Here is a 24979-nt window from a genome sequence, read left to right as displayed (position 1 = left end):
TCGACCCGGCCGGCCTGGACGGACCCGGACCCGGCCAGGCGCGAACTCGGCTCAGCTCTCCGCCGGAGCGAACACCACCATCACCTTCAGCGGCTCGGTGATGTGGTGGAACCTGTGCGGCACCCCGGCCGGCACGTAGACGACGCTGCCGTTCGCCACCGTCGTCGTCTCCTCCCCGACCGTGATCGAGGCGCGGCCGCTCACCACGAAGTACACCTCGTCCTGGCCGTGCGGCCGCTGCGGGTCGCTCTGCCCGGCGTCGAGGGCGTACAGCCCGACCGACATGTTCCGCTCCCGCAGGAACTGCAGGTAGGCGCCGTCGTTGGCCGCCCGTTCCGCTTCGAGTTCATCCAGCCGGAAGGCCTTCATCTTGTCCTGCCCCTTGCCCTTGCCCGCGGGTGTCACGGGATCCGCTGATCTGCCGATGTCAGGCCCGATCTTCTCTGCCACGATCAGACACATGAGGAATTTCGTAGTCAAGACGCTCGCCAACGCCGCGGCCCTCGCCGTCGCCGTCTGGCTGCTTTCCGGCATCACGCTCGACGATTCGAGCAGCACGGGTCGCCGCGCCCTCTCGCTGATCCTGGTCGCCCTGGTCTTCGGCCTGGTCAACCTCTTCGTCAAGCCCCTCGTGAAGTTGCTCTCGTTCCCGCTGTTCATCCTGACGCTCGGCCTGTTCACCCTCGTCGTGAACGCCCTGATGCTGATGCTGACCTCGTGGCTGGCCAAGCAGTTCGACCTCAGCTTCCACGTCGACGGCTTCTGGACCGCCGTCCTCGGCGGCCTGATCATCTCCGTCGTCTCCTGGGCCGTGAACCTGGCCCTGCCCGACAAGAACTGAGCGGACCGCCCATGTACCGCGTGTGCTTCGTCTGCACCGGCAACATCTGCCGGTCCCCCATGGCCGAGTCCGTGTTCCGCTCCCAGGTCTCCGACGCCGGTCTCGACGACGTGGTCGAGGTGGACAGCGCCGGCACCGGCGGGTGGCACGAGGGCGACGGAGCGGACCCCCGCACCGTGTCCGTCCTGGAGGCCGCAGGCTATGAGCAGGACCACCGGGCCCGGCAGTTCCGGGCCTCGTGGTTCGACCGTCTGGACCTCGTCATCGCCCTCGACGCCGGACACCTCCGGGACCTGCGCACCCTCGCACCCACCCCCGAGGCCGCCGCCAAGGTCCGGCTGCTGCGCGCGTACGACCCGGCCGCCGACGCCCCACTCGACGTACCCGACCCGTACTACGGCTCCTACGAGGGGTTCGAGGAGTGCCTGGAACTGGTCCGCGCGGCCGGCCCCGGCCTGCTGGAAGCCGTACGGACCGCCCTGCGGGAACAGAAGGAGCCCACACCGTGAACGACCACGACCCCGCTGAGGCGGCACCCGGACGGCGCCGGCACGGCGACGGCACCCGCGCCGTCCGCGCCGGACTGCCCGAGCCCGTCAAGAACGAACCGACCCTTCCGGGGCCGGTCTTCGCCGCGCACTTCCACCTCCCCGGCGATGTGACGGGCCCGTACACCTACGGCCGCGACACCAACCCGACGTGGACCCTCCTGGAGCGGGCGATCGGCGAGTTGGAGGCACCCGGTCTCGCCGGCGTCGACACCGTCGTCTTCGCCTCCGGCATGGCCGCGGTCTCCGCCGTCCTGCTCTCCCAGGCCCGCACCGGCGACACCGTCGTCCTGCCCGACGACGGCTACCAGGCCCTTCCCCTGCTCCGCGAGCAGATGGAGGCGTACGGGATCCACGTGCGCACCGCGCCGACCGCGGACGAGGCGCAGCTCGCCGTCCTCGACGGGGCGCGGCTGCTGTGGATCGAGACCCCCTCCAACCCGGGGCTCGACGTGTGCGACGTGCGCCGTCTCGTGGGGGCCGCGCACGCCGGCGACACCCTGGTCGCCGTCGACAACACCCTCGCCACCCCGCTCGGGCAGCGCCCCCTGGAGCTCGGCGCGGACTTCTCCGTCGCCAGTGGGACGAAGGGGCTCACCGGCCACGGCGACCTGCTGCTCGGCTACGTGGTCTGCCGCGACCCGGAGCTCGCCGCGGGGATCCGCCGCTGGCGCAAGATCATCGGCGCCGTCCCGGGGCCCATGGAGGCCTGGCTCGCCCACCGCTCCCTGGCCACCATCCAACTGCGCGCCGAGCGCCAGTGGCACAACGCGCTCGCGCTCGCCGAAGCCCTGACGGACCGCGTCGAGGTGACCGGGCTGCGCTACCCGGGCCTGCCGTCGGACCCGTCCCACAAGACGGCCGGCCGGCAGATGAGCGGCTTCGGATCGGTGGTGTCCTTCACCCTTCCCGACCGGGCGCACGCGGAGCGGTTCATGGAGGCCCTGCACCTGGTCGAGGACGCCACGAGTTTCGGCGGCGTACGGTCCACCGCCGAGCGGCGCGGGCGTTGGGGCGGCGACGCCGTGTCGGAGGGGTTCATCCGCTTCTCCGCCGGGGCCGAGGACACCGAGGACCTGGTCGCGGACGTCCTACGGGCCTTGGACGCGGCGGGCGGCCCTGCGGGCTCCCCTGCCTGACGGGCACGGAGTACGACGGTCCGAGCCTCCCCCCAGGTGGCTCGGACCGTCCGGTTCCACCCGAAGGAAGAACCCTGCCGACAAGGCTAGTTGACTAAGCGTCAGAGTCCAATCACGGTAACGACAGGGGCCTATCCGCATATTTATAGTTGAAGGCCCCAACGAGAGGGGCCGTCATGGACCTGGCCCTGCTGCGCACCTTCGTCGCCGTGCACCGGGCGGGCTCGTTCACCCGGGCCGCCACACTCCTCGGGCTGTCACAGCCCGCCGTCACATCCCAGATCCGCACGCTCGAACGCCAGATCGGCCGCCCCCTGTTCCACCGCCGGGCCCGTGGAGTCACGCCCACGGCCGTCGGTGACGAGCTGGCCCACAAGGCCGCCCCGCACCTCGACGCGCTGCTACGGATCACCGAGACCGAACGGGAGGCCGCCGGCGCCTCGCGCACCCTCCACGTCGCCGGACCCCCCGAGTTCCTGGCCCTACGGGTGCTGCCCGCCCTCGCGCCCCTCGTCGGCCAGGGTCAGACCCTGCGCTCCGCCCTCCTGCCCGACGCGGAGGAGGCCCTGGAGGGGCTGGCCTCCGGGCAGCACGACCTCATCGTCACCACGGCCCGACCGCGCGGCGGCCTCTTCAGCGTCCGCACCCTCTGCGACGAGGAACAGGTCCTGGTCGCCGCGCCCTACTGGGCGGCCTTGGTCGACCCGGCCGAGTTGAGCGAGAAGGGTCCCGTCGCCCTGGACGGGATCCCGGTCGTCGAGGTGCACGAGACCCTGCCCCTGGTCACCCGATACTGGGCCGCCGTCTTCGACGCGACGCCGGAGTGCGCCGCCACCGTGGTGAGCCCCGACCTGCGGGCCGTGCTCGCGTGCGTGGGGGCCGGCGCCGGAATGGCGGTCGTACCGCGCTACCTCTGCCAGGACGCCCTCGACCGCGGCCAGATCGTCGCCCTGCTGGATCCCGCGTTACCCCCGCTGCGGACCTGGTTCCTGGCCGTACGGGCCGGCAGCCTCGCCCTGGCCCACCTCGCCCGCGCGCACGAGCGGCTGCTGAGCGCCGCCGTGCACTGGTGAGCCCCCGTCTTTCGGGCCGTGGCGCGTTTCAGAAGGGGTGTACCGGGCCACTCTTCTCCCATGACCGAACGTCCCGTGGTCAAACGCACCGCCCGCGCGATCCTGCTCGACGGTGACGACCTGATCCTCATCAAGCGCACCAAGCCCGGCATCGATCCGTACTGGCTCACCCCCGGCGGGGGGGTGGAAGCCTCGGACGCCACTGTCGTCGACGCCCTCCACCGCGAGATCCACGAGGAACTCGGCGCCAAGATCACCGACGTGGTGCCCTGCTTCGTCGACACCGTCGAACACATCGCGTCCGGTGGTGTGACCGGGGTCAAGGTGCAGCACTTCTTCGTCTGCCACCTCGAATCGATGGACCCCGCCCAGCGGCACGGCCCCGAGATCGACGAGCCCGAAGGCGAGTACGAGATCGTCCGTGTCCCGTTCAGCCGGGTCGGCATCGCCGCCGTCCACCTCGTCCCGCTGTCCCTGCGCCACTACCTCGACGGCAACATCGAGGGGGTACGCGCCATGCACGCACCCGACCTGGGCTGAGCGCCACGGGGAGCGGGCAGGCCGGGGCAGGCCCGACGGCGTCAGCCGGCCACGCCTGCCAGCTCCTCGACCGCGTCGTGCCGGATCCGGTCCCCGGGGATCCCGATCCGCTTGAGCGCGTCCACACCGCTGCGGATCATCGCCGCCGGCCCCGAGATGAAGGCGTCGTACGAGCTCCAAGGCCCGTGCTCGCCGACCGCCTGGGGCAGCTGCCCGGCCAGCCCCTCGCCGATCACCGGGCGTACCGACAGCCACGGGTGGGAGCGCTGGAGACCCAGCAGCGTGTCCTTGTCGTAGAGGTCGTGGTCGCTGCGCGCCCCGAAGAAGACCTCCATCGGACGGCGTTCGCCGTGCTCGGCCACGTCCTCGATCAGTGCCTTGATCGGCGCGATGCCGGTGCCACCGCCCAGGCACAGCATCCCGTTGTCGGTGGAGTGGTCGACCACCATCGATCCGGCGGGCGGCCCCAACCTCAGGACGTCACCCGGCTGTGCGTGCCGGACCAGGGCGTTGGAGACCCATCCGGCGGGAACGGCCTTGACGTGGAAGGAGAGGAGCCCGTCCGCGCGGGGTGCGGAGGCGAAGGAGTAGTGCCTCCAGACCCGTGGCCACCAGGGGGTCTCCAGGCTCGTGTACTGGCCCGCGAGGAACGGATAGGGCTGGTCGGGGCGGACGGTCAGCACCGCGATGTCAGAGGTGCGCAGATCGTGCGAGACCACCTCCGCGTGCCACCAGGCGGGGGCCTTCACCTCGTCCTCGGACGCGGCGTCGATCATGATCTGTGAGATGGCGGTGTAGGCGCGCACCCAGGCCGCCTCGGCCTCGGCGCCCCAGGTGAGGCTCGCGTACCGGGCCAACGCGCCGATCAGGGCCTCTCCCACCACCGGGTAGTGCCCGGCCATCGTGCCGTACTTGCGGTGTCCGGTACCGAGCCGGCGTAGGTAGGGGACGAGCACGTCCGGGCGGTCGATGTGTTCGGCGGCGGTCAGCAGGGCCTTCAGCAGCCGGTCCCGCTGCGCGTCCATGGCGGCCGGGAACATCCCCCGGACTTCGGGGTGCCCCGTGAAGACCAAGGCGTAGAAGTACGAGGTCATCTTGTCGGCGACGGGTTCGATCTCCGCGAGGGTGCGGCGGATGAGCACGGCATCGGGGGAGGGACCGGTGGTACCGCCCCCGGCGGGTATCCCCGTCGGTCTTGCCGATCTGGTGGGCGGAGCGTCCATGCGGTGCCTCGCTTCGAGCATCTCGGTCGGGTCTGCGCACTCCACGGCCTTGAATCCGTGGTTCCGGGATTCACAGCGTGCCGGCCGACCGGGAGCACGGCGGGGGAATGGGAAAAACAGCGTTTCGAACCCCCTTTCCCCCTAAGATGCCTCGACATTCGTCCGAGCCGCCCCCAGAAGCCGAAACGCCTCGCGCAAGTCACGACCTTCATAGACATGGGTCGCCCGCTCGACCAGATAGGGCCGCGCGTTCACGGCCACCGACGTGGCGACGGCTTCGAAGAGCACCGCGTCGGTCAAGGAGTCCCCGTACGCGACACAGTCGCCCAGGCCCACCCCGAACCGGGCGCACAGCTGGTCCGCGATCCCCACCTTGCCCTCGGGCGTGAGGATGCCCGCGATGTCCACAGGGCGGGTGAAGGGGACCTCCGGGAAGATCGAGCCGTGCGCCGCGTGCGCTCCCCACTCCATCAGGAGCTCCACGAAGAACGAGGGAGACAGCGAGATGACCGCGCAGTAGTCCCCCCGGTCCCGGATCTCCTGCCAGACCTCCCGGATGCCCGCCAGCCACGGAGCCCCGTCGAACGCCGCCCGGACCTGCGCGGTGGTCAGGTCCGCCCACAGCTCGCGCATCGCCAGCGAGAACGCCTGCGGTCCGATCTCACACGCCGCGAAGGCCCGCTCCAACTCCGCGATCTCCACTCCGACACCGAGCTGACGGGAGATCTCGACCGGAGCCGCCGAGCCGTACATCAGGGTTCCGTCGAGGTCGAAAAGGTGCAGCGTCGTCATGAACATCGAGGTTAATGCCTGTGTTTCACGTGAAACAGAGGGCGCGGCCCAGCCGTGTCCGATGAGTGTTTCACGTGAAACATCCGGCCTTCCCAGCCGCACCGGACGTCGATGTTTCACGTGAAACATCGACGTCCGGGAAGTCCAAACCCTCTGGACTCACACCCGGCCGATGATCCACTCTGGGCCGGTGACACCACCACCGCTCACCGAACTGCCGATCCGCACCCTCGCCCCGGACGACCTCCGGCACTGCGCGGACCTCTCCGAAGACCGCGGCTGGCCGCGCGAGGACCACAAGTGGGGCCTCCTCCTGGCTGCCGGAAACGGCTACGGCATCGACGCACCGGACGGCCGAGGACTGGCCGCGGTCTGCGTCGTCACCCGCTACGGGAACCCGGCCAAGCCCGATCTCGCGGCCATCGGAATGGTCCTCGTCGCCGACCGGTACGCACGCAGAGGTCTGGGGCGCCACCTCATGAAACACGTGTGCGACGGGGTCCTCGCCGGCATCCCGCTCACCCTGCACGCCACCCCGTACGGCCGCCCGCTCTACGAGGAACTCGGCTTCGACACCACGGGGCGCGCGGAAATGCTCCGGGGCACCTTCCGGCCCGAGGACGCCGAGGACGCCGAGGTCGCCAAGACCGTCCCGGCCACGGCAGCCACGGTCCGGCCCGCCACCGGCGAGGACATCCGGGCCATCGTCGTGCTGGACACGGAGGTGTTCGGCACGGACCGGACCCACCTGCTCACACGGCTGCCCGCCTTCGCCGACAAGGTGCTCGTGGCCGTGGACGCCTCCGGAGCCCTCACCGGCTACGCGGCCCTGTGGCCCAACATGGACACGCACGTCATCGGGCCCCTCATCGCCCGGGACCAGGCAACGGCCCGAGCACTGGTGACCTCCCTCGCCACCACCACCGAACGCCCCCTGCGCACCGATGTGGACGTGAGGCACGAGGAACTCCTGAGCTGGCTCAAGGGCCGCGGACTGGAGTCCCTCGCCTTCAACGCCGTCATGACCCGGGGCGTCCCGGGCCTCCCCGGAGACTGGACGCGCCGCTGGGCGCCGCTCACCGTCGCCGCCGGCTGAACAGACAGGAACCCCAAGTGACCGATGTGACCGATGCGACCGAACTTCCCGAACTGACCATCCGGCCCGCCGTCGAGGCCGATCTGCCCGCGATCGTCGCCATGCTGGCCGACGATCCGCTCGGCGCGACCCGTGAGTCCCCGGACGACCTCTCCCCCTACGTCACCGCCCTCAAGAGGCTGACCGAGGACCCCCACCAGCACCTCGTCGTCGCGGTACGGAGCGAACGGGTCGTGGGCACCCTCCAGCTCACGATCATCCCCGGACTGTCCCGCAAGGGCGCCACCCGCTCCCTCATCGAAGGCGTGCGCGTCCACGCCGACGAACGCGGCAGCGGCCTCGGCACCCGGTTCATCGAATGGGCGATCGACCAATCCCGGCGGGAGGACTGCCAACTGGTCCAGCTCACCTCGGACGTCACCCGCACCGACGCCCACCGCTTCTACGAGCGGCTCGGCTTCACCGCCTCGCACGTCGGGTTCAAGCTCGCCCTCTGAGGCGGCCTACCGCGTGGGCCGGGCCCTGTCACAGGCCCGGCCCTACGACCGGGAGGACCCGGGGACCCGCGACGGGCCTCAGCCGATGCCCCGCCACCCCTGCGGGTCCACCCCGCCGGGCACCGGAGCCTCGGGGTCGTAGGGCTCACGGGTGAAGACGAAGGACCCGAGGTCGAGGTGGCTCACCGAGCCGTCCGCGCGCCGGACCGCCTGCAGCGTCTCCCCCGCGTAGTAGCCCGTCAGGCCCGTCCACGAACCGTCGGGCTCCGCGCGGAACCGGGCCGCGCGGCCGCTCACCCCCACCGGGCCCAGTTCCAGGGAGCCGTCCGCCTTCAGGCGCACCACGTGGGCGGCGGTGCCCCAGTACCAGGGCCCGCACACCTCCAACGGCACCCGGTCGGCCTCCCGGAAGGGCCGCCACGGCTCGGGGAAGCGCGGCTCCGCCTCCGCCACGATCCCGATGAGATCCGCCGCCACGGTCGAAGCGGGCACCCCCGACGTGCAGTTCGCGAGGACGATCGCCGCCACGTCGTCGGCCTCGCTCAGCCACAGGCCCGCGACGAACCCGGGCAGCGAGCCGCCGTGCCCGGCCAGCCGGCGCCCGCCCCGGACGCTCAGCTGCGTCCCGAGTCCGTATCCCGCGTCCTCGGAGCCCGTCTCCGCGGGCGCCTCGGCGGTCCGCATCTCCCGTACGCTCGCCACGCTCAGCACCCGCTCGTCCCCGTGGGTCAGGAAGGCGGCGAACCGCGCGAGGTCCCGCGCCGTGGACCAGAGTTGGCCCGCCGCGGCCATGATGCCCAGGTCCTCCGACGGTTCGGGCATCATCACGTCCGCCCACGGATGCACGGCCCAGCCGCCGGCGTGCGGTGCCCGCGGCTGCCCGCTCGTCCGCTCCAACCCCAGCGGCTCCAGCACCTCGGCCCGCAACGCGTCCTCCCACGGCTTGCCGCGGAGAGCCTCGACGAGCGAACCCAGCAGGGTGTAGCCCGGGTTGGAGTAGTGGTGCCTTCGCCCCGGCACCTGCTTGAACGGCTCTTCGCCCAGCACCTCGGCGAGCCCGGGCCGCAGTTCGGCGGACGAACGTTCCCACCACGCGCCCGGGGTCTCGGCGGCCAGACCTCCGGTGTGCGCGAGCAGTTGGGCGATCGTCACCTCGTCGGCGCCGGTTCCGGGCAGGTGCCTGCCCAGCGGATCCGACAGTTCCAGGAGCCCCTCGTCGCGCAGCCGCATCACCAGAACGGCCGTGAAGGTCTTGGTGATCGACCCGATCCGGTACTGGACGTCCCCGTCGGGCCCGTGCCCCTCGACGCAGGTCCGCGAACCCTCCCAGATCACCTCTCCGCCACGGACGACCGCCGCCACCACCGAAGGGGCGCGTCCCTCGCTCTGCGCGAGGGCGATCCGGCGGCTGAGCGCACGCCGGGTGACAGGGAGCAGTTCCAGGTCTTCAGAGAGTGCGTCCATGATCGGATGCTACGTGTTGGCCATGTCCACGAACCGCGAATAATGGCCCTGGAAGGCCACGGTGATGGTGGCCGTCGGACCGTTACGGTGCTTGGCCACGATCAGGTCCGCCTCGCCGGCGCGGGGGGACTCCTTCTCGTAGGCGTCCTCGCGGTGCAACAGGATCACCATGTCCGCGTCCTGCTCGATCGAGCCCGATTCACGCAGGTCGGAGACCATCGGCTTCTTGTCGGTTCGCTGTTCGGGACCACGGTTCAGCTGGGAGAGCGCGATCACCGGCACCTCCAGCTCCTTGGCGAGGAGCTTGAGGTTTCGCGACATGTCGGAGACCTCTTGCTGACGGCTCTCGGGCCGGCGCGAGCCACCCGACTGCATCAGCTGGAGGTAGTCGATGACGACGAGGGAGAGGTCGCTGCGCTGCTTGAGCCGGCGGCACTTGGCCCGGATCTCCATCATCGACAGGTTCGGGGAGTCGTCGATGTACAGCGGCGCGGCCGAGACGTCGGGCATCCGGCGCGCGAGCCGGGTCCAGTCGTCGTCGGTCATCGTGCCCGAGCGCATGTGGTGCAGCGCCACCCGGGCCTCCGCCGAGAGCAGGCGCATCGCGATCTCGTTGCGGCCCATTTCGAGGGAGAAGATGACGCTGGGCAGGTTGGCCTTGATCGAACACGCCCGGGCGAAGTCCAGGGCGAGGGTCGACTTGCCCATGGCGGGACGGGCGGCGATGACGATCATCTGGCCCGGGTGTAGGCCGTTGGTCAGGGAGTCGAGGTCGGTGAACCCGGTCGGGACGCCGGACATCTGGCCGCTGCGCGAACCGATGGCCTCGATCTCGTCGAGCGCGCCCTCCATGATGTCGCCCAGCGGCAGGTAGTCCTCGGAGGTCCGCTGCTCGGTGACGGCGTAGATCTCGGCCTGGGCGCTGTTGACGATCTCGTCCACGTCACCGTCGGCCGCGTATCCCATCTGCGTGATCTTCGTACCGGCGGCGACCAGGCGCCGCAGGACGGCCCTCTCGTGGACGATCTCCGCGTAGTACTCGGCGTTCGCCGCGGTCGGCACGGACTGCACCAGGGTGTGCAGGTACGAGGCCCCGCCGACCTTGCTGATCTCTCCGCGTCGGGTCAGCTCCGCACCGACCGTGATCGGGTCGGCGGGCTCTCCCTTGGCGTACAGGTCCAGGATGGCCTGGAAGATCGTCTCGTGCGAGGGGCGGTAGAAGTCGTGGCCCTTGATGACCTCGATCACGTCCGCGATGGCGTCCTTGGAGAGCAGCATGCCGCCGAGCACGGACTGCTCGGCGTCCAGGTCCTGCGGCGGGACGCGCTCGAAGCCGCCTCCGCCGCCGTCCCAGGAGCCGCCCTCGCGACCCCGGTCGGACTGGTCGTCCCCGCGACCGCGGCCTTCGCCACCGCGGCGCGAACGGGCGGGCAGACGGTCACTGGGACCGCTGTCGGCCCAGGGGTCGTCCATGGGCTCGGGCATGCTCACCGGGCCGCCTCCTCCCGTCCGCAACGCGGACCTCGCCGTGTCACTCTTTCTACGACACGGCTCTGACATTTGGGGCACCCGGACCGGCTGTCGGCGCGTCGGGCAACGCACCACGGTAGGCCCGCGAGCGACGTCAGCCAATCTTGTTATCCACAGGCTGTGTGGATGAGATGTGGACGACGGACCCAATGCTGTGGGTAACTCCCCCGAAGCTGTGCACGGAGCGGGGGACGACGCTGTGGACAAAATCACCCGACCCACCCTCTCACCACACCTGACCTGCGGATTCTCCGCCTGATGGCTGTGGGCGAGAAATTTCTTGGCCACTGTCTCAAGATCGCCTCCAATGGGGTGTCAAGAACGCCCAAGTCAGCGCAGTGGTAAGGGCCACAAAGCCATTGCATCCATTACCTGTGGAAGATTAGGTTGGCCACATGACACAGGCCCCCCTCGCGCTGAAGGACGCCCCGGGACGACACGACCGCGAGATCCTCGCCCTCGCCGTCCCGGCCTTCGGCGCACTCGTCGCCGAGCCCCTCTTCGTGATGGCGGACAGCGCCATCGTGGGCCATCTCGGCACCCCCCAACTGGCGGGCCTCGGGATCGCCGCCGCACTGTTGACCACCGCCGTGAGCATCTTCGTCTTCCTCGCCTACGCCACCACCGCCGCGGTCTCCCGACGGGTCGGCGCGGGCGATCTCCCGGCGGCCATCCGTCAGGGCATGGACGGCATCTGGCTCGCGCTGCTGCTCGGCGTCGCCGTGGTCGCGGCCGCGCTGTCGAGCGCGCCCTCCCTGATCGACCTCTTCGGCGCCTCGGACTCCGCCACCCCGTACGCGATCACCTACCTACGGATCTCCGTCCTCGGCATCCCCGCCATGCTCGTGGTCCTCGCGGCCACCGGGGTCATCCGAGGCCTCCAGGACACCCGTACGCCGCTCTACGTGGCCATCGGGGGCTTCGCCCTCAACGGCATCCTCAACGTCGGCCTGGTCTACGGCGCGGGCCTCGGCATCACCGGATCCGCCTGGGGCACCGTCATCGCCCAGTGGGCCATGGCCGCCGTCTACCTCGTCGTGGTCGTCCGGGGCGCCCGGCGCCACGGTGCGTCCCTCCGGCCGGACACCGCCGGCATCCGGGCCTGCGCGCAGGCCGGCGCCCCCCTGCTGGTCCGCACCCTCTCCCTGCGCGCCATCCTGATGCTCGCCACCGCCGTGGCCGCCCGGCTCGGCGACGCCGACATCGCCGCCCACCAGATCCTGCTGTCGCTGTGGAGCCTGCTCGCCTTCGCCCTGGACGCCATCGCCATCGCCGGTCAGGCCATCGTCGGCCGCTACCTGGGCGCCGGGGACAGCGAGGGCGCCAAGGCGGTCTGCCGCCGCGTGGTGCGCTGGGGCATCGTGGCCGGCCTGGTGCTCGGGCTTCTGGTGGCCTTGGCCCGCCCGGTCTTCATCCCGCTGTTCACCAGTGACCCCGTGGTGGAGGACGCCCTGCTGCCCGGCCTGCTGGTGGTGGCTCTGACCCAGCCCGTCAGCGGGATCGTCTTCGTCCTGGACGGGGTGCTCATGGGGGCGGGCGACGGCCCGTACCTCGCCAAGGCCATGGTGCTGACCCTCGCGGTGTTCGCTCCGGCGGCACTGCTGGTGCCCGCTCTCGGCGGCGGTCTGACGGCCCTGTGGTGGGCCATGACCCTGATGATGCTGGTCCGAATGGTCACCCTCCAGCTCCGGGCCCGCTCGGGCCGCTGGCTGGTCACGGGCGCCTCCCGCTGACCCCCGTCGGTGATGTTTCACGTGAAACATCACCGACCGCACGACCCGGGAACGACGAAGGGCCGCACTCCGGAGGAGTGCGGCCCTTCATGCGCTGCCCTTAGGCGGCGACGACCTCGATGCCCACGTTCGCGGCGACCTCGGCGTGCAGACGCACGGAGACCTGGTACGAACCGAGGGTCTTGATCGGGGTGCCCAGCTCGACGCGGCGCTTGTCGACCTTCGGGCCACCGGACGCCTCGATCGCCGAAGCGATGTCGGACGGCGTCACGGAACCGAAGAGACGACCGGCGTCACCCGCGCGGGTGGCCAGACGGACCTTCACGCCTTCGAGCTTGGCCTTGAACTCGTTGGCCTGCTCGATGGTCGCGATCTCGTGGATCTTGCGGGCGCGGCGGATCTGCGCCACGTCCTTCTCGCCACCCTTGGTCCAGCGGATCGCGAAACCACGCGGGACCAGGTAGTTGCGAGCGTAACCGTCCTTGACGTCGACGACATCGCCGGCGGTGCCGAGGCCAGATACCTCGTGGGTCAGGATGATCTTCATTTTTCGGTCACCCTTTCCTTATCGCGCGGTGGACGTGTAGGGCAGCAGCGCCATCTCACGGCTGTTCTTGACGGCCGTGGCGACGTCACGCTGGTGCTGCGTGCAGTTGCCGGTAACGCGGCGGGCACGGATCTTGCCGCGGTCGGAAATGAACTTCCGCAGCATGTTCGTGTCCTTGTAGTCCACGTACACGGTCTTGTCCTTGCAGAACGCGCAGACCTTCTTCTTAGGCTTGCGCACAGGCGGCTTCGCCATTGTGTCTCTCCTGTGTGATCAAGAAGTGTGGATACGAGCTGCCCTAGAAGGGCGGCTCGTCCGAGTAGCCACCGCCGGAGCCGCCGGAACCGCCGGAGCTTCCGCCCCAGCCGCCCCCGCCGCCACCCTGCTGCTGCTGGCCGCCGGCCGGCGCGCTGGACGCCCACGGGTCGTCGGAGGGAGCTCCGCCGCCCTGAGGGGCGCCGCCGCCGCTGGGGGCTCCGCCCCAGCCACCGCCGCCGCCACCCTGCTGCTGACCGCCACCGGCACCGCCGCCGTATCCACCCTGGCCACCGCGACCGGTGGTCTTGGCGACCTTGGCCGTGGCGGTCTTCAGGCTGGGGCCGACTTCCTCGACGTCCAGCTCGTAGACCGTGCGCTTGACACCCTCGCGGTCCTCGTACGACCGCTGCTTCAGCCGGCCCTGCACGATGACGCGCATGCCCCGCTGAAGGGACTCGGCGACGTTCTCGGCCGCCTGACGCCAGACCGAGCAGGTGAGGAACAGGCCTTCGCCGTCCTTCCACTCATTGGTCTGCTTGTCGAAGATGCGGGGAGTGGACGCGACACGGAACTTCGCGACCGCCGCACCCGAGGGGGTGAAGCGCAGCTCGGGGTCGTCGACGAGATTGCCGACGACCGTGATGACGGTCTCGCCTGCCATGGATGAACCTCTCGGCGGGGATGTGCTGCTGGGCTGCTGTGCTACTCGTTCCCGACTACCGCTGAACCGAAGTTCAGTGGGTCTCGGGGCGAAGGACCTTGGTCCGGAGAACCGACTCGTTCAGGTTCATCTGTCGGTCAAGCTCCTTGACGACCGCAGGCTCGGCCTGAAGGTCGATGACCGAGTAGATGCCCTCGGGCTTCTTCTTGATCTCGTAAGCGAGACGACGACGGCCCCAGGTGTCGACCTTCTCGACCTTTCCATTGCCCTCACGGACGACGGAAAGGAAGTTCTCGATCAACGGGGAGACAGCGCGCTCCTCGAGATCGGGGTCGAGGATGACCATCACTTCGTAGTGACGCATGTGGAACCCACCTCCTTTGGACTCAGCGGCCACGGTCGTTCCGTGGCAGGAGGGTCGTGATGCGTGCGCACGGTGCCTGGATCAGACACCGCGCAGTCCTACAGACTACCCGCTCGACTCCTTCCGGTTGAAATCCGGCGGGGAGGGGACACAATCTGTATCCATCGGGTGTGCTCGGTGCTATGCCCCCGGCCCCAGCCGGAGGAGGCCCGCAGCACCGCTCTGCTTCAGCCAGGAGGTGCCTTCCGATGGCACAGGCAATGCGACCCCAGTCCTCCATCTCGCTCTTCGCGACGGACGGCAAGTCCCACCCCCTGCAGGACACCCTGCTGGCGGTCACCCTGATCCTCGGCGCCGTGGCGTTCGTCACTGGCTTCTTCGACCATCTGCACCTGATCAGCTCGTGGGCCGGGCTGATCGGGATCGTGACCGGGGCCTACGGCCAGTTCGTCTCGATCACGACACGCGAACGCTTCGCACTGATCATCGGCCTTGGCGCGTCTGCCGTCGGCTTCTACCTCGGAATGGCGCACGGCGGCCTCTTCGGCGGCTGGCTGGGCTGACCGGGGGACCTCCGCGACAGGGCGCCGGCCTCCCACCGGCCCGGGCTCCGGCCCGTCCCCCAGATGGGTGGCGCCCCCGTCGCAGTAGGCTTCGCGCCATAGCCAGCGAAGCCGCCGAGGAGACACCCCGCATGAGCCTGTCCCTGAGGACCATCAGCCGAGAGCAGCACCTGGGTTACCTCCAGAGCCTGCCGTCGGCGAGCCACTGCCAGGTGCCGGCGTGGGCCGACGTCAAGAACGAGTGGCGTTCGGAGAACCTCGGTTGGTTCGACGCCCACGGTGAACTCGTCGGCGCCGCGCTCGTGTTGTACCGGCAGTTGCCCAAGGTGAAGCGCTACCTCGCGTACCTCCCCGAGGGCCCCGTCATCAACTGGTACGCCCCCAATCTGGAGGAATGGCTCCAGCCGATGCTGGCCCACCTCAAGCAGCAGGGCGCCTTCACCGTGAAGATGGGCCCGCCCGTCGTCATCCGGCGCTGGAACTCCACCGCGATCAAGGCCGGGATCCAGGACCCGGACGTCAAGCGCCTGCGCGACGTCGAGGCATCCGTGATCGAGCCCCGCGCCTTCGAGGTGTCCGACAAGCTGCGCCGCATGGGCTGGCAGCAGGCCGAGGACGGCGGCGCCGGCTTCGGCGACGTCCAGCCCCGGTACGTCTTCCAGGTGCCGCTCGCGAACCGCTCGCTGGACGACGTCCTCAAGGGCTTCAACCAGCTGTGGCGCCGCAACATCAAGAAGGCCGAGAAGGCCGGCGTCGAGGTCGTCCAGGGCGGTTACGAGGACCTGGCCACCTGGCAGCACCTGTACGAGATCACCGCTGAGCGCGACAAGTTCCGCCCGCGCCCGCTCAGTTACTTCCAGCGCCAGTGGACGGCCCTCAACTCCGAGGACCCCAACCGCATGCGCCTGTACATCGCCAAGCACGAGGGGGAGCCGCTGGCCGCCGCCACGATGCTCACCGTCGGCCAGCACGTCTGGTACTCGTACGGCGCTTCCGCCAACCACAAGCGCGAGGTCCGTCCCTCGAACGCCATGCAGTGGCGCATGCTGCGCGACTCGTACGCGCTCGGCGCCAGCGTCTACGACCTGCGCGGCATCAGTGACACCCTGGACGAGAACGATCACCTGTTCGGTCTGATCCAGTTCAAGGTGGGTACGGGCGGCGAGGCCGTGGAGTACGTCGGCGAGTGGGACTTCCCGCTCAACAAGGTGCTGCACAAGGCGCTCGACATCTACATGTCGCGTCGCTGACCTCCCCACCGCCCCACCACACACCGCTGCACCAGGCAGCTTTTCCAGAGAGGCTCCGGACGGGCATGGCGCTCACGCTCTACGTCGACACCGCGCGCTGGCGTGCGCACCAGAAGCAGATCACCGACCAGTTCCCGGGACTGATCCCGGTCTGCAAGGGCAACGGCTACGGCTTCGGCCACGAGCGGTTGTGCGAGGAGGCGACCCGGATGGGCGCCGACATCCTCGCGGTCGGCACCACCTATGAGGCCGCCAAGATCAAGGACTGGTTCGGCGGCGACCTGCTCGTCCTCACGCCGTTCCGGCGCGGTGAGGAGCCCGTTCCGCTGCCTGACCGGGTGATCCGGTCGGTGTCCTCGGTGGACGGGGTGCGCGGTCTCGTCGGCGCCCGGGTGGTCATCGAGTGCATGAGCTCGATGCGTCGCCACGGGGTGTCCGAGCAGGACCTGGGCCTGCTCCAGTCCGCGATCGAGGACGTCCGGCTGGAGGGCTTCGCCCTGCACCTGCCGCTCGACCGCCCCGACGGCTCGGACGCCGTCGAGGAGGTCATCGGCTGGATGGACCGGCTGCGCGCGGCCCGGCTGCCGCTGCACACCATGTTCGTCAGCCACCTGCGGGCCGAGGAGCTGATCCGGCTCCAGCAGCAGTTCCCGCAGACCCGCTTCCGGGCCAGGATCGGAACCCGCCTGTGGCTGGGCGACCACGAGGCGACCCAGTACCGGGGCGCCGTCCTGGACGTCACCCGCGTGTCCAAGGGGGACCGGTTCGGCTACCGCCAGCAGAAGGCCGCCTCCGACGGCTGGCTGGTCGTGGTCGCGGGCGGCACCTCGCACGGTGTGGGCCTGGAGGCCCCCAAGGCCCTGCACGGGGTGATGCCCCGCGCCAAGGGCGTCGCCAGGGCGGGCCTGGCCACCGTCAACCGCAACCTGTCGCCCTTCGTCTGGGCCGGCAAGCAGCGCTGGTTCGCGGAGCCCCCGCACATGCAGGTGTCGATCCTGTTCGTGCCCTCGGACTCCACCGAGCCGAGGGTGGGCGACGAACTGGTGGCGCACCTGCGGCACACCACCACCCAGTTCGACCGCGTCCTGGACTCCTGACCGGTCCGACCGGTCCGCCCGGTCAGGCCCCGGGGCCCGTGCCCCAGTCGACCCGCTGTCCCTCCGAAGGCGCCGCGTACCGCGGCGCCTTCGGCGCGTTCGACAGCGTGAAGACGTCCTCGGTCCCGTCCAGCACGCCGCCGGAGGGGTCGTCGGAACCGTCGCGCCGTACGACGTCCCGCTCCGGCATCAGGATGTCGCGCACCACGACGGCGCACAGGTAGAGCGTCGTCAGCAGGTGGGCGGCGATCGCCAGCTGGTAGCCCTCGACGGGCAGTCCCTGGTGCTTGTCCCCGCTGGTCGTGTAGGCGAGGTAGAACCAGATCCCGAAGAAGTAGACGACCTCGCCGGCCTGCCAGATCAGGAAGTCGCGCCAGCGGGGCCGGGCGAGCGCGGCCAGCGGGATGAGCCACAGCACGTACTGCGGCGAGTAGACCTTGTTGGCCAGGATGAAGGCGGCGACGACCAGGAAGGCCAACTGCGCGAATCGGGGGCGCCGGGGCGCCGTCAGGGTGAGCAGACCGATGCCGAGGCAGAGCAGCAGGGTCAGGCCGGTCGCGTAGGAGTTGGCACCCTCCAAGGGGTTGCCGGTGCGCTGGGAGATCAGCAGCCAGACGGAGCCGAAGTCGATGGGCCGCTCCTGGCTGAACACGTAGAAGCGCTTCCAGCCGTCCCAGGCGAACCACATCACCGGCAGGTTCACCACGAGCCAGGCGACCACGGCGCCGAGGGCCGCCGCGGCGAAGGCCCGCCATTTGCCGGCCCGCCAGCAGAGCACGAACAGCACACCGAGCAGCAGCGCGGGGTAGAGCTTCGCCGCGGTGGCCAGGCCGATGAAGACACCGGCGAGCAGGGGCCGACCGCGTGACCACATCAGCATCGCGACGGCGGCGAGGGCGACGGCCGGCAGGTCCCAGTTGATGGTGGCGTTCAGGGCGAAGGCGGGCGCCAGCGCGAGGAGCAGGGCGTCCCAGGGCCTGCGGCGGTGGGTGCGGGCGACACAGACGGCGAGGACCGCCGCACAGGCCATCAGCATCCCGGCGTTGACCATCCAGTACATCTGCTCGCGGTGCTGGACGGTGCCGCCGGTGGGCGTCAGCCAGGCCGCGACCTGCATGAACGCGCCGGTGAGCACCGGGTACTCCAGGTACTGCATGCCCCCGAACTTGGGGTCCACGGCGGCGTCGGGGAACTTGTCGAAGTAGGGCGTGAGGCCTTCGGCGAAGCCGCGGGCCGAGTACAGGTGCGGGATGTCGGAGTAGCAGGCGTGGGTGTACTGGGAGCCCGCTCCCCGGAACCAGGCCCAGTCGTAGCAGGGCACCTTCTGCACCATGCCGAGCGCGAACAGGCCGAGGACCACCAAGACCACCACGCGGACCGGCCCCAGCCAGTGGGCCCCCAGCCGGGCGTAGCGGCCCATGGGGCCGCCGATGAACTCGCTGCCGGCCGCGGCGACCTCGTCCTGCTGGGTGGGCAGTACCGGCCGGTCCTCGTGCACCTTGGTCATGCGCTCATCCTGCCGTACCGCACCGGGCACGGGGGAGGGCCGCCGCACGGGGTGCGACGGCCCTCCTGTTCACGGGTGGGGCGGGTGGGGCCGGGATCAGCCGCCCGCGCCCATGACACTGCCCCAGTTGGTCCCGCCGGGCCTGCCCGGCCTGCCGGTGGACGGGGAGGGGTTGCCGGTGGTGCCGCCGGCCGGGAGGCCGCCGTCGCCGCCGTTCGCGTCGCCGCCGTTGGCGTTGCCGCCGTTGCCGGTGCCCGCGATGGTCGCCGGGTCGCACTTGTCCAGCTTCCACGGCCGGCAGGACGGCTTGCCGCCGTCGGACGGGGACGGGGAGACCAGCGAGGGCGAGGGGGAGGGAGGGGTCGAGGGAGAGACGGACGGCGACGGGGGGGCCGCCGGGGTGGGGGTCGGCGCGCCGGCCGCGTCCGCGGTGACCCCGATGTCCTCCGCCTCGGGGAAGCGCTCGACGGCGGTTCCCTTGAGCGCCTCGCGCATGTACTCGGTCCAGATCGCCGCGGGGATGTCACCACCGTGGATGGAGTCGACTCCACCCACGTGGTTCATGGAGAGCAGCTTGCGCTCGGTGCCCTTGGCGTTCGGGTCGCTGCGGAACAGGGTCACCGACGTGGACAGCTGCGGGGTGTAGCCGACGAACCAGGCCGACTTGTTCTGGTCGGTGGTGCCGGTCTTGCCCGCCGCGGGCCGGCCGAGCTTCTTGGCCTTGGTGCCGGTGCCGTTCTGAACGACGTTCTCCAGGACCTTGGTGATGTTGTCCGCGACGGAGTCGTCCATGGCCCGGGACTCCTTGGGCTTCTCGAACCCGGGCACCGGGTTGCCGTTCTTCTCGACGCTCGTGACCGAGTACGGCTCGCGGTGGGTGCCGGAGGCGGCGAAGGTGGCGTAGGAGTCGGCCATGCGGATGGCACTGGGGGTCGAGGTGCCGAGCGCGAACGAGGCGTTGTTGGACCCGTCCATGGACTCGTCCAGGATCCCGGTGGACTTCGCCACCGCGCGGACCTTGCTGTGGCCGACGTCGAAGATGAGCTGGGCGAAGGGAACGTTGATCGACTGTCGCATCGCCTCGTCGAGCGTCACGTAGCCGTGGGCCTCGGGGCTCTCGTTCTTCTGCCGGAAGGGGGTGCCATCGCTCGCGAGCAGGGGCTTGCCGTCCCGGTTCTTGATCACCGTGAGGTCGTCGGCGTTGTACTTGCTGTCGACGGAGATGCCCCGGCCGTTGGAGTTCTGGGTGCCGTACTGCATGGCCGCGGCCAGGACGTACGGCTTCCAGGTGGAGCCGACGGGGACGCCGGAGGTGTTGGCGTTGTTGTTGAAGTACTTGTGATCGAAGCCGGGGCCGCCGTACAGGGCCACGAGGGCGCCGGTCTTGACGTCGACCGAGGCGGCGCCGAACTGCACGAAGGTGTCGAACTCGGGGCGCTTCTTCTCGTCGAGGAAGTCGTCCCGGGTGTCCTCCACCGCCTTCACCAGGGCGTCCACCTTGGGCTTCTGGAAGGTGGTCTTGATCGTGTAGCCGCCCAGGGCCAGCTTCTCGGCGGTGATCCCCTCGTTCTTCGTGACGTACGTCTTGGCCACGTCGACCAGGTAGCCGATCTGGCCCGACAGGCCCTTGGCCTGCGCGAAGTCGACCCGCTCGGGGAATCCGGCGCTCTTGTACCGGTCGCGTTCGGCCGGATCCATGCGCCCCACCTGGACCTCACGGTCGAGCACCCATGCCCAGCGCTCCCGGGCACGGCCCTCGTTCAGAAGGGGGGTGGCTGCCGTGCCGAGGCCGCCGTCCGGGTTGTAGAGGTTGGGTCCCTTGAGGACCGAGGCGAGGAAGGCGCACTGGGAAGGGTCGAGTTCCTTGGCGTCCTTGTCGAAGTAGGCGCGGGCGGCCGCCTGGATGCCGTAGGCGTCACGACCGTAGTAGGCGGTGTTGAGGTACCCCGCCATGACGGTGTCCTTCTTGACCGTCGTGCCGAGCTTGATCGCGATGAACAGCTCGGTGACCTTGCGCTTGAGCGTCTGCTCGGAGTCCAGGTAGGTGTTCTTCACGTACTGCTGGGTGATCGTCGAGCCGCCCTGGGTGGAACCTCCGGTGGCCATGTTCACCACGGCGCGGGCGATGCCCTTCGGGTCGACGCCCTTGTCCGAGTCGAAGGACTCGTTCTCCGCCGCGATCACGGCGTTCCGCATACCGAGCGGAATCTTGTCGATCGGGATGATCTGGCGGTTCGTGCTGCCGCCCGTCGCGACCATCTGCGAACCGTCGGCCCACTGGAACACGTTGTTCTGGGCCACGGCCGCCTTGTTCTCGTCAGGCGTGCCGACGCTCGCGATGCCGATGCCGGCGCCCGCGACGATGACGGAGAAGAAGCCGAGGGTCGTGCCGCCGACCAGCTTCCAGGAGGGCACGAAGCGCTTCCAGCCGTCCTTGCCGGCGCGGGGGTAGTCGATGAGGCGTCTGCCTCCCTTGGCCCCCTTGTCCCCCTTCCCACCTGCGCGTCCCCGGGGCGGGGTGCCTCGTGGGGAGGCCCGGCGGGCGTCGGCGCGGTTGCCGTGGGAGGACGGTTCTCCGTACGGGCCGGCAGGCGACGAGGTGGGTACGTCACGTCCGGGGCCGGAACCTCGGCCGGGGTGCTGCTGGGCAGCCCGGCGGGACGCGGCGCGGCCGCCGCCCTGGGACTGCGGCGGTTTGCGGCGGTGCTCGCTCATCGAACGACTACTCCTCGGGCAGGCGAGTGGCCTGGAAGCGGCAGACGGTTCCGGTTCGCCCGGCGTCTTGCCGCACAGACTACGCACGGTCAAAACCCAACCAGTGCCGAAGTTCACCCCAAATCAGGCAACTTGCGTCGTACGAATTGGTGATGTGACGCCGGTCACCACGTCACCGCTTGTCGTCCGGGGCCTCCCGTTCTATCGTCTGGATGTATCGAGCCGATACATCAGCTCGGCATAAAACTCAGGGACAGTGACTCAGAGGTGGGGAGGCAGGCGGATGAGCAGACGCTCCGGCATCCTCGAATTCGCCGTCCTCGGCCTGCTTCGCGAGTCCCCCATGCACGGTTACGAGCTCCGCAAGAGGCTCAACACCTCGCTGGGAGTCTTCCGAGCGTTCAGCTACGGGACCCTCTATCCCTGCCTCAAGACGCTGGTCGCCAACGGCTGGTTGATCGAGGAGCCGGGCCATGCCCCGGAGGACGCTGTCGCCGCTTCACTCGCAGGGCGCCGCGCCAAGATCGTCTATCGGTTGACGGCCGCCGGCAAGGAGCACTTCGAAGAGCTCCTGTCACACACCGGCCCCGACACCTGGGAAGACGAGTCCTTCGCCGCCCGCTTCGCCTTCTTCGGTCAGACCGAGCGGGAAGTGCGGATGCGCGTACTGGAGGGCCGCCGCAGCCGGCTGGAGGAGCGCCTCGAGAAGATGCGCGCCTCATTGGCCCGCACCCGGGAGCGCCTCGACGACTACACGCTCGAGCTGCAACGCCACGGAATGGAATCCGTGGAGCGTGAAGTCCGCTGGCTGAACGAGCTCATCGAGAGTGAGCGGGCGGGACGGGATCAGAGACGACCCGGACCGTCCGACGAAACTGCAAAGTGAGACCTGCATCTCGCAGGCCTCGTCCGAGAACAAACAGGGAGCAACCGGAATGGGTTCGGTTCGCGTAGCCATCGTCGGCGTGGGCAACTGCGCCGCCTCGCTGGTGCAGGGCGTCGAGTACTACAAGGACGCCGACCCGGCGGCCAAGGTCCCCGGTCTGATGCACGTCCAGTTCGGCGACTACCACGTGCGTGACATCGAGTTCGTCGCGGCGTTCGACGTCGACGCGAAGAAGGTCGGCCTCGACCTCTCGGACGCCATCGGCGCCAGCGAGAACAACACCATCAAGATCTGCGACGTCCCGAACGCGGGCGTGACCGTGCAGCGCGGCCACACCCTGGACGGCCTGGGCAAGTACTACCGCCTGACGATCGAAGAGTCCGCCGAGGCTCCGGTCGACATCGTCCAGATCCTCAAGGACCGTCAGGTCGACGTCCTGATCTGCTACCTGCCCGTCGGTTCCGAGCAGGCGGCGAAGTTCTACGCCCAGGCTGCCATCGACGCCAAGGTCGCCTTCGTCAACGCCCTCCCGGTCTTCATCGCCGGCACCAAGGAGTGGGCTGACAAGTTCACCGAGGCCGGTGTCCCGATCGTCGGCGACGACATCAAGTCCCAGGTCGGCGCCACCATCACGCACCGCGTGATGGCGAAGCTCTTCGAAGACCGCGGTGTCCGCCTTGAGCGCACCATGCAGCTGAACGTCGGCGGCAACATGGACTTCAAGAACATGCTGGAGCGCGACCGTCTGGAGTCGAAGAAGATCTCCAAGACGCAGGCCGTCACCTCGCAGATCCCGGACCGCGACATGGGCGAGAACAACGTCCACATCGGCCCGTCCGACTACGTCGCGTGGCTCGACGACCGCAAGTGGGCCTACGTCCGCCTCGAAGGCCGTGCCTTCGGTGACGTCCCGCTCAACCTCGAGTACAAGCTCGAGGTCTGGGACTCCCCGAACTCCGCCGGTGTCATCATCGACGCCCTGCGCGCCGCGAAGATCGCCAAGGACCGCGGTATCGGTGGCCCGATCCTGTCGGCCTCCAGCTACTTCATGAAGTCCCCGCCGGTGCAGTACTTCGACGACGAGGCCTTCGCGAACGTCGAGAAGTTCATCAAGGGCGAGGTCGAGCGCTAGTCGCTCCACCGGTCGGACCGGAGGTCTCCGGACACCTGGTCGTCGACTGTTCTTATGCCGAGGGTCCCCGGGCAAATCTGCCCGGGGACCCTCGGCATGTGTGACCCTTGCCCTCATGCCCGTCGTACGTGATCTGCGCGTACTCCTGCGCCTGAGGGATTTCCGCAACCTGCTCGCCGTACGTCTGCTGTCCCAGGCCGCCGACGGTGTCTACCAGGTCGCGCTCGCGACCTATGTGGTCTTCTCCCCGGAAAAGCAGACCTCCCCCGCCGCCATCGCCTCGGCCATGGCCGTGCTGCTCCTGCCCTATTCGGTCGTCGGGCCCTTCGCCGGGGTACTGCTGGACCGATGGCCACGCCGCCAGGTCCTGCTCTACGGCAACCTGTTGCGGGCCTTCCTCGCCTGCCTCACCGGGGTGTTGATCGTCGCCCACGTACCGGACTGGCTGTTCTACGCCTCGGCCCTGTCGGTGACCGGCGTGAACCGCTTCGTCCTGGCCGGTCTCTCCGCCTCCCTGCCCCATGTGGTCGGATCCGCCGAGCTGGTCACCGCGAACTCCCTCTCGCCCACCGCGGGAACCCTGGCGGCGACGGCCGGCGGCGGACTGGCCTTCCTCGTCCAGGTGCTCGCCTCCGATTCCAACGCCGTCGTCGTGCTGCTCGGCGCCGGTCTCTACCTCTGTGCCGCTCTGGCCTCGCTGCGCCTGGCCTCCGACCTGCTCGGCCCCGACCACCCATCCCACCGCGTCGCCCCGTCCGTGCTCGAAGGGGCGGCCCTGGCCGTACGGGGCATGGCCGACGGGCTCAGGCACCTGGCCCGGCGACGCGAGGCCGCCCGGGCGCTCGCCGCGATCACCATGATGCGGTTCTGCTACGGCGCGCTCTTCGTCATGCTGCTGATGCTCTGCCGCTACTCCTGGTCGGACAACGAGTCCGACGGTCTGGCGCTGCTGGGCATGGCGATCGGGTTCTCCGGCGCCGGCTTCTTCGCGGCCGCCGTCATCACGCCCTGGTTCGTGGGCCGGCTGGGAACGCGGGGTTGGATGACCGCCTGCGCGGCCGGCGCGGCCGTCCTGGTCCCGGCGCTCGGACTGCCCTTCTCACCCGGCCCGATGTTCGTCGCCGCGTTCGTCCTCGGAATCGCGACCCAGGGCACCAAGATCTCCGCCGACACGGTCGTGCAGTCCCAGGTGGACGACGAGTTCCGCGGCCGGGTCTTCTCCGTCTACGACGTGCTGGTGAACGTGGCCTTCGTCGGCGCGGCCGCCGTCGCGGCACTCATGCTCCCCGCCGACGGCGAATCGGTGGCACTGATCGTGTGCGTCGCCCTGCTCTACGCCGTGACGGCGCTGCTCCTGCGACGCCGAGGGCGGGAAAGCGCGACCTCGGGGTAGTCGGGACCCGTGGATGTTTCACGTGAAACATCCAGTACCCGAGCACGGTACGAGGGGGCGGGGGGGGGGGGGTGGGGTGGTGCTAACAAACCCCCCCCCGGCCGCCCCCCCCCCGCAGCGGGGGGGCGCC

Annotated in this window: 25 protein-coding genes; 14 read left to right on the top strand and 11 right to left on the bottom strand. The window is 69.7% G+C overall.

What is annotated here, in order from left to right:
* Positions 1 to 51: 51 nt before the first annotated feature.
* Complete coding sequence (locus ACIOD1_RS18690) at positions 52 to 369, bottom strand: cupin domain-containing protein (protein ID WP_365622300.1); 318 nt, start codon at positions 367 to 369, stop codon at positions 52 to 54.
* 91 nt (positions 370 to 460) lie between these two features.
* On the opposite strand from ACIOD1_RS18690, the gene ACIOD1_RS18685 reads away from it, so the two are divergent.
* The 5 genes from ACIOD1_RS18685 (at position 461) to ACIOD1_RS18665 (ending at position 4141) form a co-directional block, all read left to right on the top strand.
* Positions 461 to 841 (top strand): phage holin family protein, encoded by a 381-nt coding sequence (locus tag ACIOD1_RS18685; RefSeq protein ID WP_401903395.1) that lies wholly within the window; start codon positions 461 to 463, stop codon positions 839 to 841.
* Positions 842 to 852: 11 nt separating this feature from the next.
* Entirely contained in the window at positions 853 to 1350 is a 498-nt protein-coding gene (locus tag ACIOD1_RS18680) for a low molecular weight protein-tyrosine-phosphatase (protein ID WP_401903393.1), read from the top strand.
* Complete coding sequence (locus ACIOD1_RS18675; protein WP_401903390.1) at positions 1347 to 2528, top strand: cystathionine gamma-lyase; 1182 nt, start codon at positions 1347 to 1349, stop codon at positions 2526 to 2528. The genes ACIOD1_RS18680 and ACIOD1_RS18675 overlap by 4 nt, the downstream gene beginning before the upstream one ends.
* Positions 2529 to 2704: 176 nt before the next feature.
* Positions 2705 to 3601, top strand: a complete 897-nt coding sequence (locus ACIOD1_RS18670) for a LysR family transcriptional regulator (protein ID WP_365621881.1) — start codon at positions 2705 to 2707, stop codon at positions 3599 to 3601.
* A 60-nt stretch (positions 3602 to 3661) separates the two neighbouring features.
* Positions 3662 to 4141: an NUDIX hydrolase gene (locus ACIOD1_RS18665; protein WP_365621878.1), complete on the top strand. Its 480-nt coding sequence runs from the start codon at positions 3662 to 3664 to the stop codon at positions 4139 to 4141.
* A 41-nt stretch (positions 4142 to 4182) separates the two neighbouring features.
* Here the strand turns inward: ACIOD1_RS18665 and ACIOD1_RS18660 are convergent, their stop codons facing one another.
* Together ACIOD1_RS18660 and ACIOD1_RS18655 are read right to left on the bottom strand one after the other, a co-directional pair.
* Complete coding sequence (locus ACIOD1_RS18660) at positions 4183 to 5484, bottom strand: globin domain-containing protein (protein ID WP_401903559.1); 1302 nt, start codon at positions 5482 to 5484, stop codon at positions 4183 to 4185.
* 21 nt (positions 5485 to 5505) lie between these two features.
* Entirely contained in the window at positions 5506 to 6156 is a 651-nt protein-coding gene (locus tag ACIOD1_RS18655) for an HAD family phosphatase (RefSeq protein ID WP_365621875.1), read from the bottom strand.
* A gap of 190 nt (positions 6157 to 6346) precedes the next feature.
* Here ACIOD1_RS18655 and ACIOD1_RS18650 point away from each other — a divergent pair, with 190 nt between their 5' ends.
* Both ACIOD1_RS18650 and ACIOD1_RS18645 read left to right on the top strand, forming a co-directional pair.
* Complete coding sequence (locus tag ACIOD1_RS18650) at positions 6347 to 7252, top strand: GNAT family N-acetyltransferase (protein ID WP_365621872.1); 906 nt, start codon at positions 6347 to 6349, stop codon at positions 7250 to 7252.
* A 101-nt stretch (positions 7253 to 7353) separates the two neighbouring features.
* Positions 7354 to 7749, top strand: a complete 396-nt coding sequence (locus ACIOD1_RS18645) for a GNAT family N-acetyltransferase (RefSeq protein WP_365622294.1) — start codon at positions 7354 to 7356, stop codon at positions 7747 to 7749.
* A gap of 78 nt (positions 7750 to 7827) precedes the next feature.
* Here ACIOD1_RS18645 and ACIOD1_RS18640 read toward each other — a convergent pair whose 3' ends face one another.
* Both ACIOD1_RS18640 and dnaB read right to left on the bottom strand, forming a co-directional pair.
* Positions 7828 to 9213, bottom strand: coding sequence for a serine hydrolase domain-containing protein (locus tag ACIOD1_RS18640; RefSeq protein ID WP_401903385.1), 1386 nt, complete (start codon positions 9211 to 9213; stop codon positions 7828 to 7830).
* 9 nt (positions 9214 to 9222) lie between these two features.
* On the bottom strand, positions 9223 to 10686 hold the full coding sequence (gene dnaB, locus ACIOD1_RS18635; RefSeq protein WP_365622291.1) for a replicative DNA helicase: 1464 nt from the start codon (positions 10684 to 10686) through the stop codon (positions 9223 to 9225).
* Positions 10687 to 11138: 452 nt separating this feature from the next.
* On the opposite strand from dnaB, the gene ACIOD1_RS18630 reads away from it, so the two are divergent.
* Positions 11139 to 12476, top strand: a complete 1338-nt coding sequence (locus tag ACIOD1_RS18630; protein WP_401903382.1) for an MATE family efflux transporter — start codon at positions 11139 to 11141, stop codon at positions 12474 to 12476.
* A gap of 100 nt (positions 12477 to 12576) precedes the next feature.
* On the opposite strand, the gene rplI is transcribed toward ACIOD1_RS18630, so the two are convergent.
* From rplI to rpsF, 4 genes are all read right to left on the bottom strand, one after another.
* Positions 12577 to 13023 carry a 50S ribosomal protein L9 gene (gene rplI / locus ACIOD1_RS18625; protein ID WP_365616173.1) on the bottom strand — a complete coding sequence of 149 codons (447 nt, stop codon included), beginning with the start codon at positions 13021 to 13023 and terminating at the stop codon, positions 12577 to 12579.
* An 18-nt stretch (positions 13024 to 13041) separates the two neighbouring features.
* Complete coding sequence (rpsR, locus tag ACIOD1_RS18620) at positions 13042 to 13278, bottom strand: 30S ribosomal protein S18 (protein ID WP_003956534.1); 237 nt, start codon at positions 13276 to 13278, stop codon at positions 13042 to 13044.
* Positions 13279 to 13321: 43 nt separating this feature from the next.
* Positions 13322 to 13942 (bottom strand): single-stranded DNA-binding protein, encoded by a 621-nt coding sequence (locus tag ACIOD1_RS18615; protein ID WP_365616170.1) that lies wholly within the window; start codon positions 13940 to 13942, stop codon positions 13322 to 13324.
* Positions 13943 to 14015: 73 nt separating this feature from the next.
* Positions 14016 to 14306 (bottom strand): 30S ribosomal protein S6, encoded by a 291-nt coding sequence (rpsF, locus tag ACIOD1_RS18610; protein ID WP_004950685.1) that lies wholly within the window; start codon positions 14304 to 14306, stop codon positions 14016 to 14018.
* Positions 14307 to 14554: 248 nt separating this feature from the next.
* Between rpsF and ACIOD1_RS18605 the strand changes: the two genes are divergently transcribed.
* The 3 genes from ACIOD1_RS18605 to ACIOD1_RS18595 all read left to right on the top strand — a co-directional run bounded on the left by ACIOD1_RS18605 (position 14555) and on the right by ACIOD1_RS18595 (position 17216).
* Entirely contained in the window at positions 14555 to 14869 is a 315-nt protein-coding gene (locus ACIOD1_RS18605; RefSeq protein ID WP_365616168.1) for a hypothetical protein, read from the top strand.
* Positions 14870 to 15000: 131 nt separating this feature from the next.
* Positions 15001 to 16119 (top strand): peptidoglycan bridge formation glycyltransferase FemA/FemB family protein, encoded by a 1119-nt coding sequence (locus ACIOD1_RS18600; protein WP_365616166.1) that lies wholly within the window; start codon positions 15001 to 15003, stop codon positions 16117 to 16119.
* Between the two features lie 65 nt (positions 16120 to 16184).
* Positions 16185 to 17216, top strand: coding sequence for an alanine racemase (locus ACIOD1_RS18595; RefSeq protein WP_365616164.1), 1032 nt, complete (start codon positions 16185 to 16187; stop codon positions 17214 to 17216).
* A gap of 22 nt (positions 17217 to 17238) precedes the next feature.
* On the opposite strand, the gene ACIOD1_RS18590 is transcribed toward ACIOD1_RS18595, so the two are convergent.
* Together ACIOD1_RS18590 and ACIOD1_RS18585 are read right to left on the bottom strand one after the other, a co-directional pair.
* Entirely contained in the window at positions 17239 to 18723 is a 1485-nt protein-coding gene (locus ACIOD1_RS18590) for a glycosyltransferase 87 family protein (RefSeq protein ID WP_365616163.1), read from the bottom strand.
* A gap of 96 nt (positions 18724 to 18819) precedes the next feature.
* Positions 18820 to 21438, bottom strand: a complete 2619-nt coding sequence (locus ACIOD1_RS18585) for a transglycosylase domain-containing protein (protein WP_401903375.1) — start codon at positions 21436 to 21438, stop codon at positions 18820 to 18822.
* A gap of 283 nt (positions 21439 to 21721) precedes the next feature.
* Between ACIOD1_RS18585 and ACIOD1_RS18580 the strand changes: the two genes are divergently transcribed.
* The 3 genes from ACIOD1_RS18580 (at position 21722) to ACIOD1_RS18570 (ending at position 24849) form a co-directional block, all read left to right on the top strand.
* Positions 21722 to 22324 carry a helix-turn-helix transcriptional regulator gene (locus tag ACIOD1_RS18580; RefSeq protein WP_365616159.1) on the top strand — a complete coding sequence of 201 codons (603 nt, stop codon included), beginning with the start codon at positions 21722 to 21724 and terminating at the stop codon, positions 22322 to 22324.
* Positions 22325 to 22373: 49 nt separating this feature from the next.
* Entirely contained in the window at positions 22374 to 23456 is a 1083-nt protein-coding gene (locus tag ACIOD1_RS18575; protein ID WP_365616157.1) for an inositol-3-phosphate synthase, read from the top strand.
* Positions 23457 to 23571: 115 nt separating this feature from the next.
* Positions 23572 to 24849 (top strand): MFS transporter, encoded by a 1278-nt coding sequence (locus tag ACIOD1_RS18570; protein WP_365616155.1) that lies wholly within the window; start codon positions 23572 to 23574, stop codon positions 24847 to 24849.
* Positions 24850 to 24979: the final 130 nt, after the last annotated feature.

The sequence above is a fragment of the Streptomyces sp. NPDC088097 genome (assembly GCF_044741845.1).
Taxonomy (GTDB): domain Bacteria; phylum Actinomycetota; class Actinomycetes; order Streptomycetales; family Streptomycetaceae; genus Streptomyces.
The sequence above is the reverse complement of the archived record's forward strand: the minus strand, read 5'-3'. Positions and strand labels throughout refer to the sequence as shown.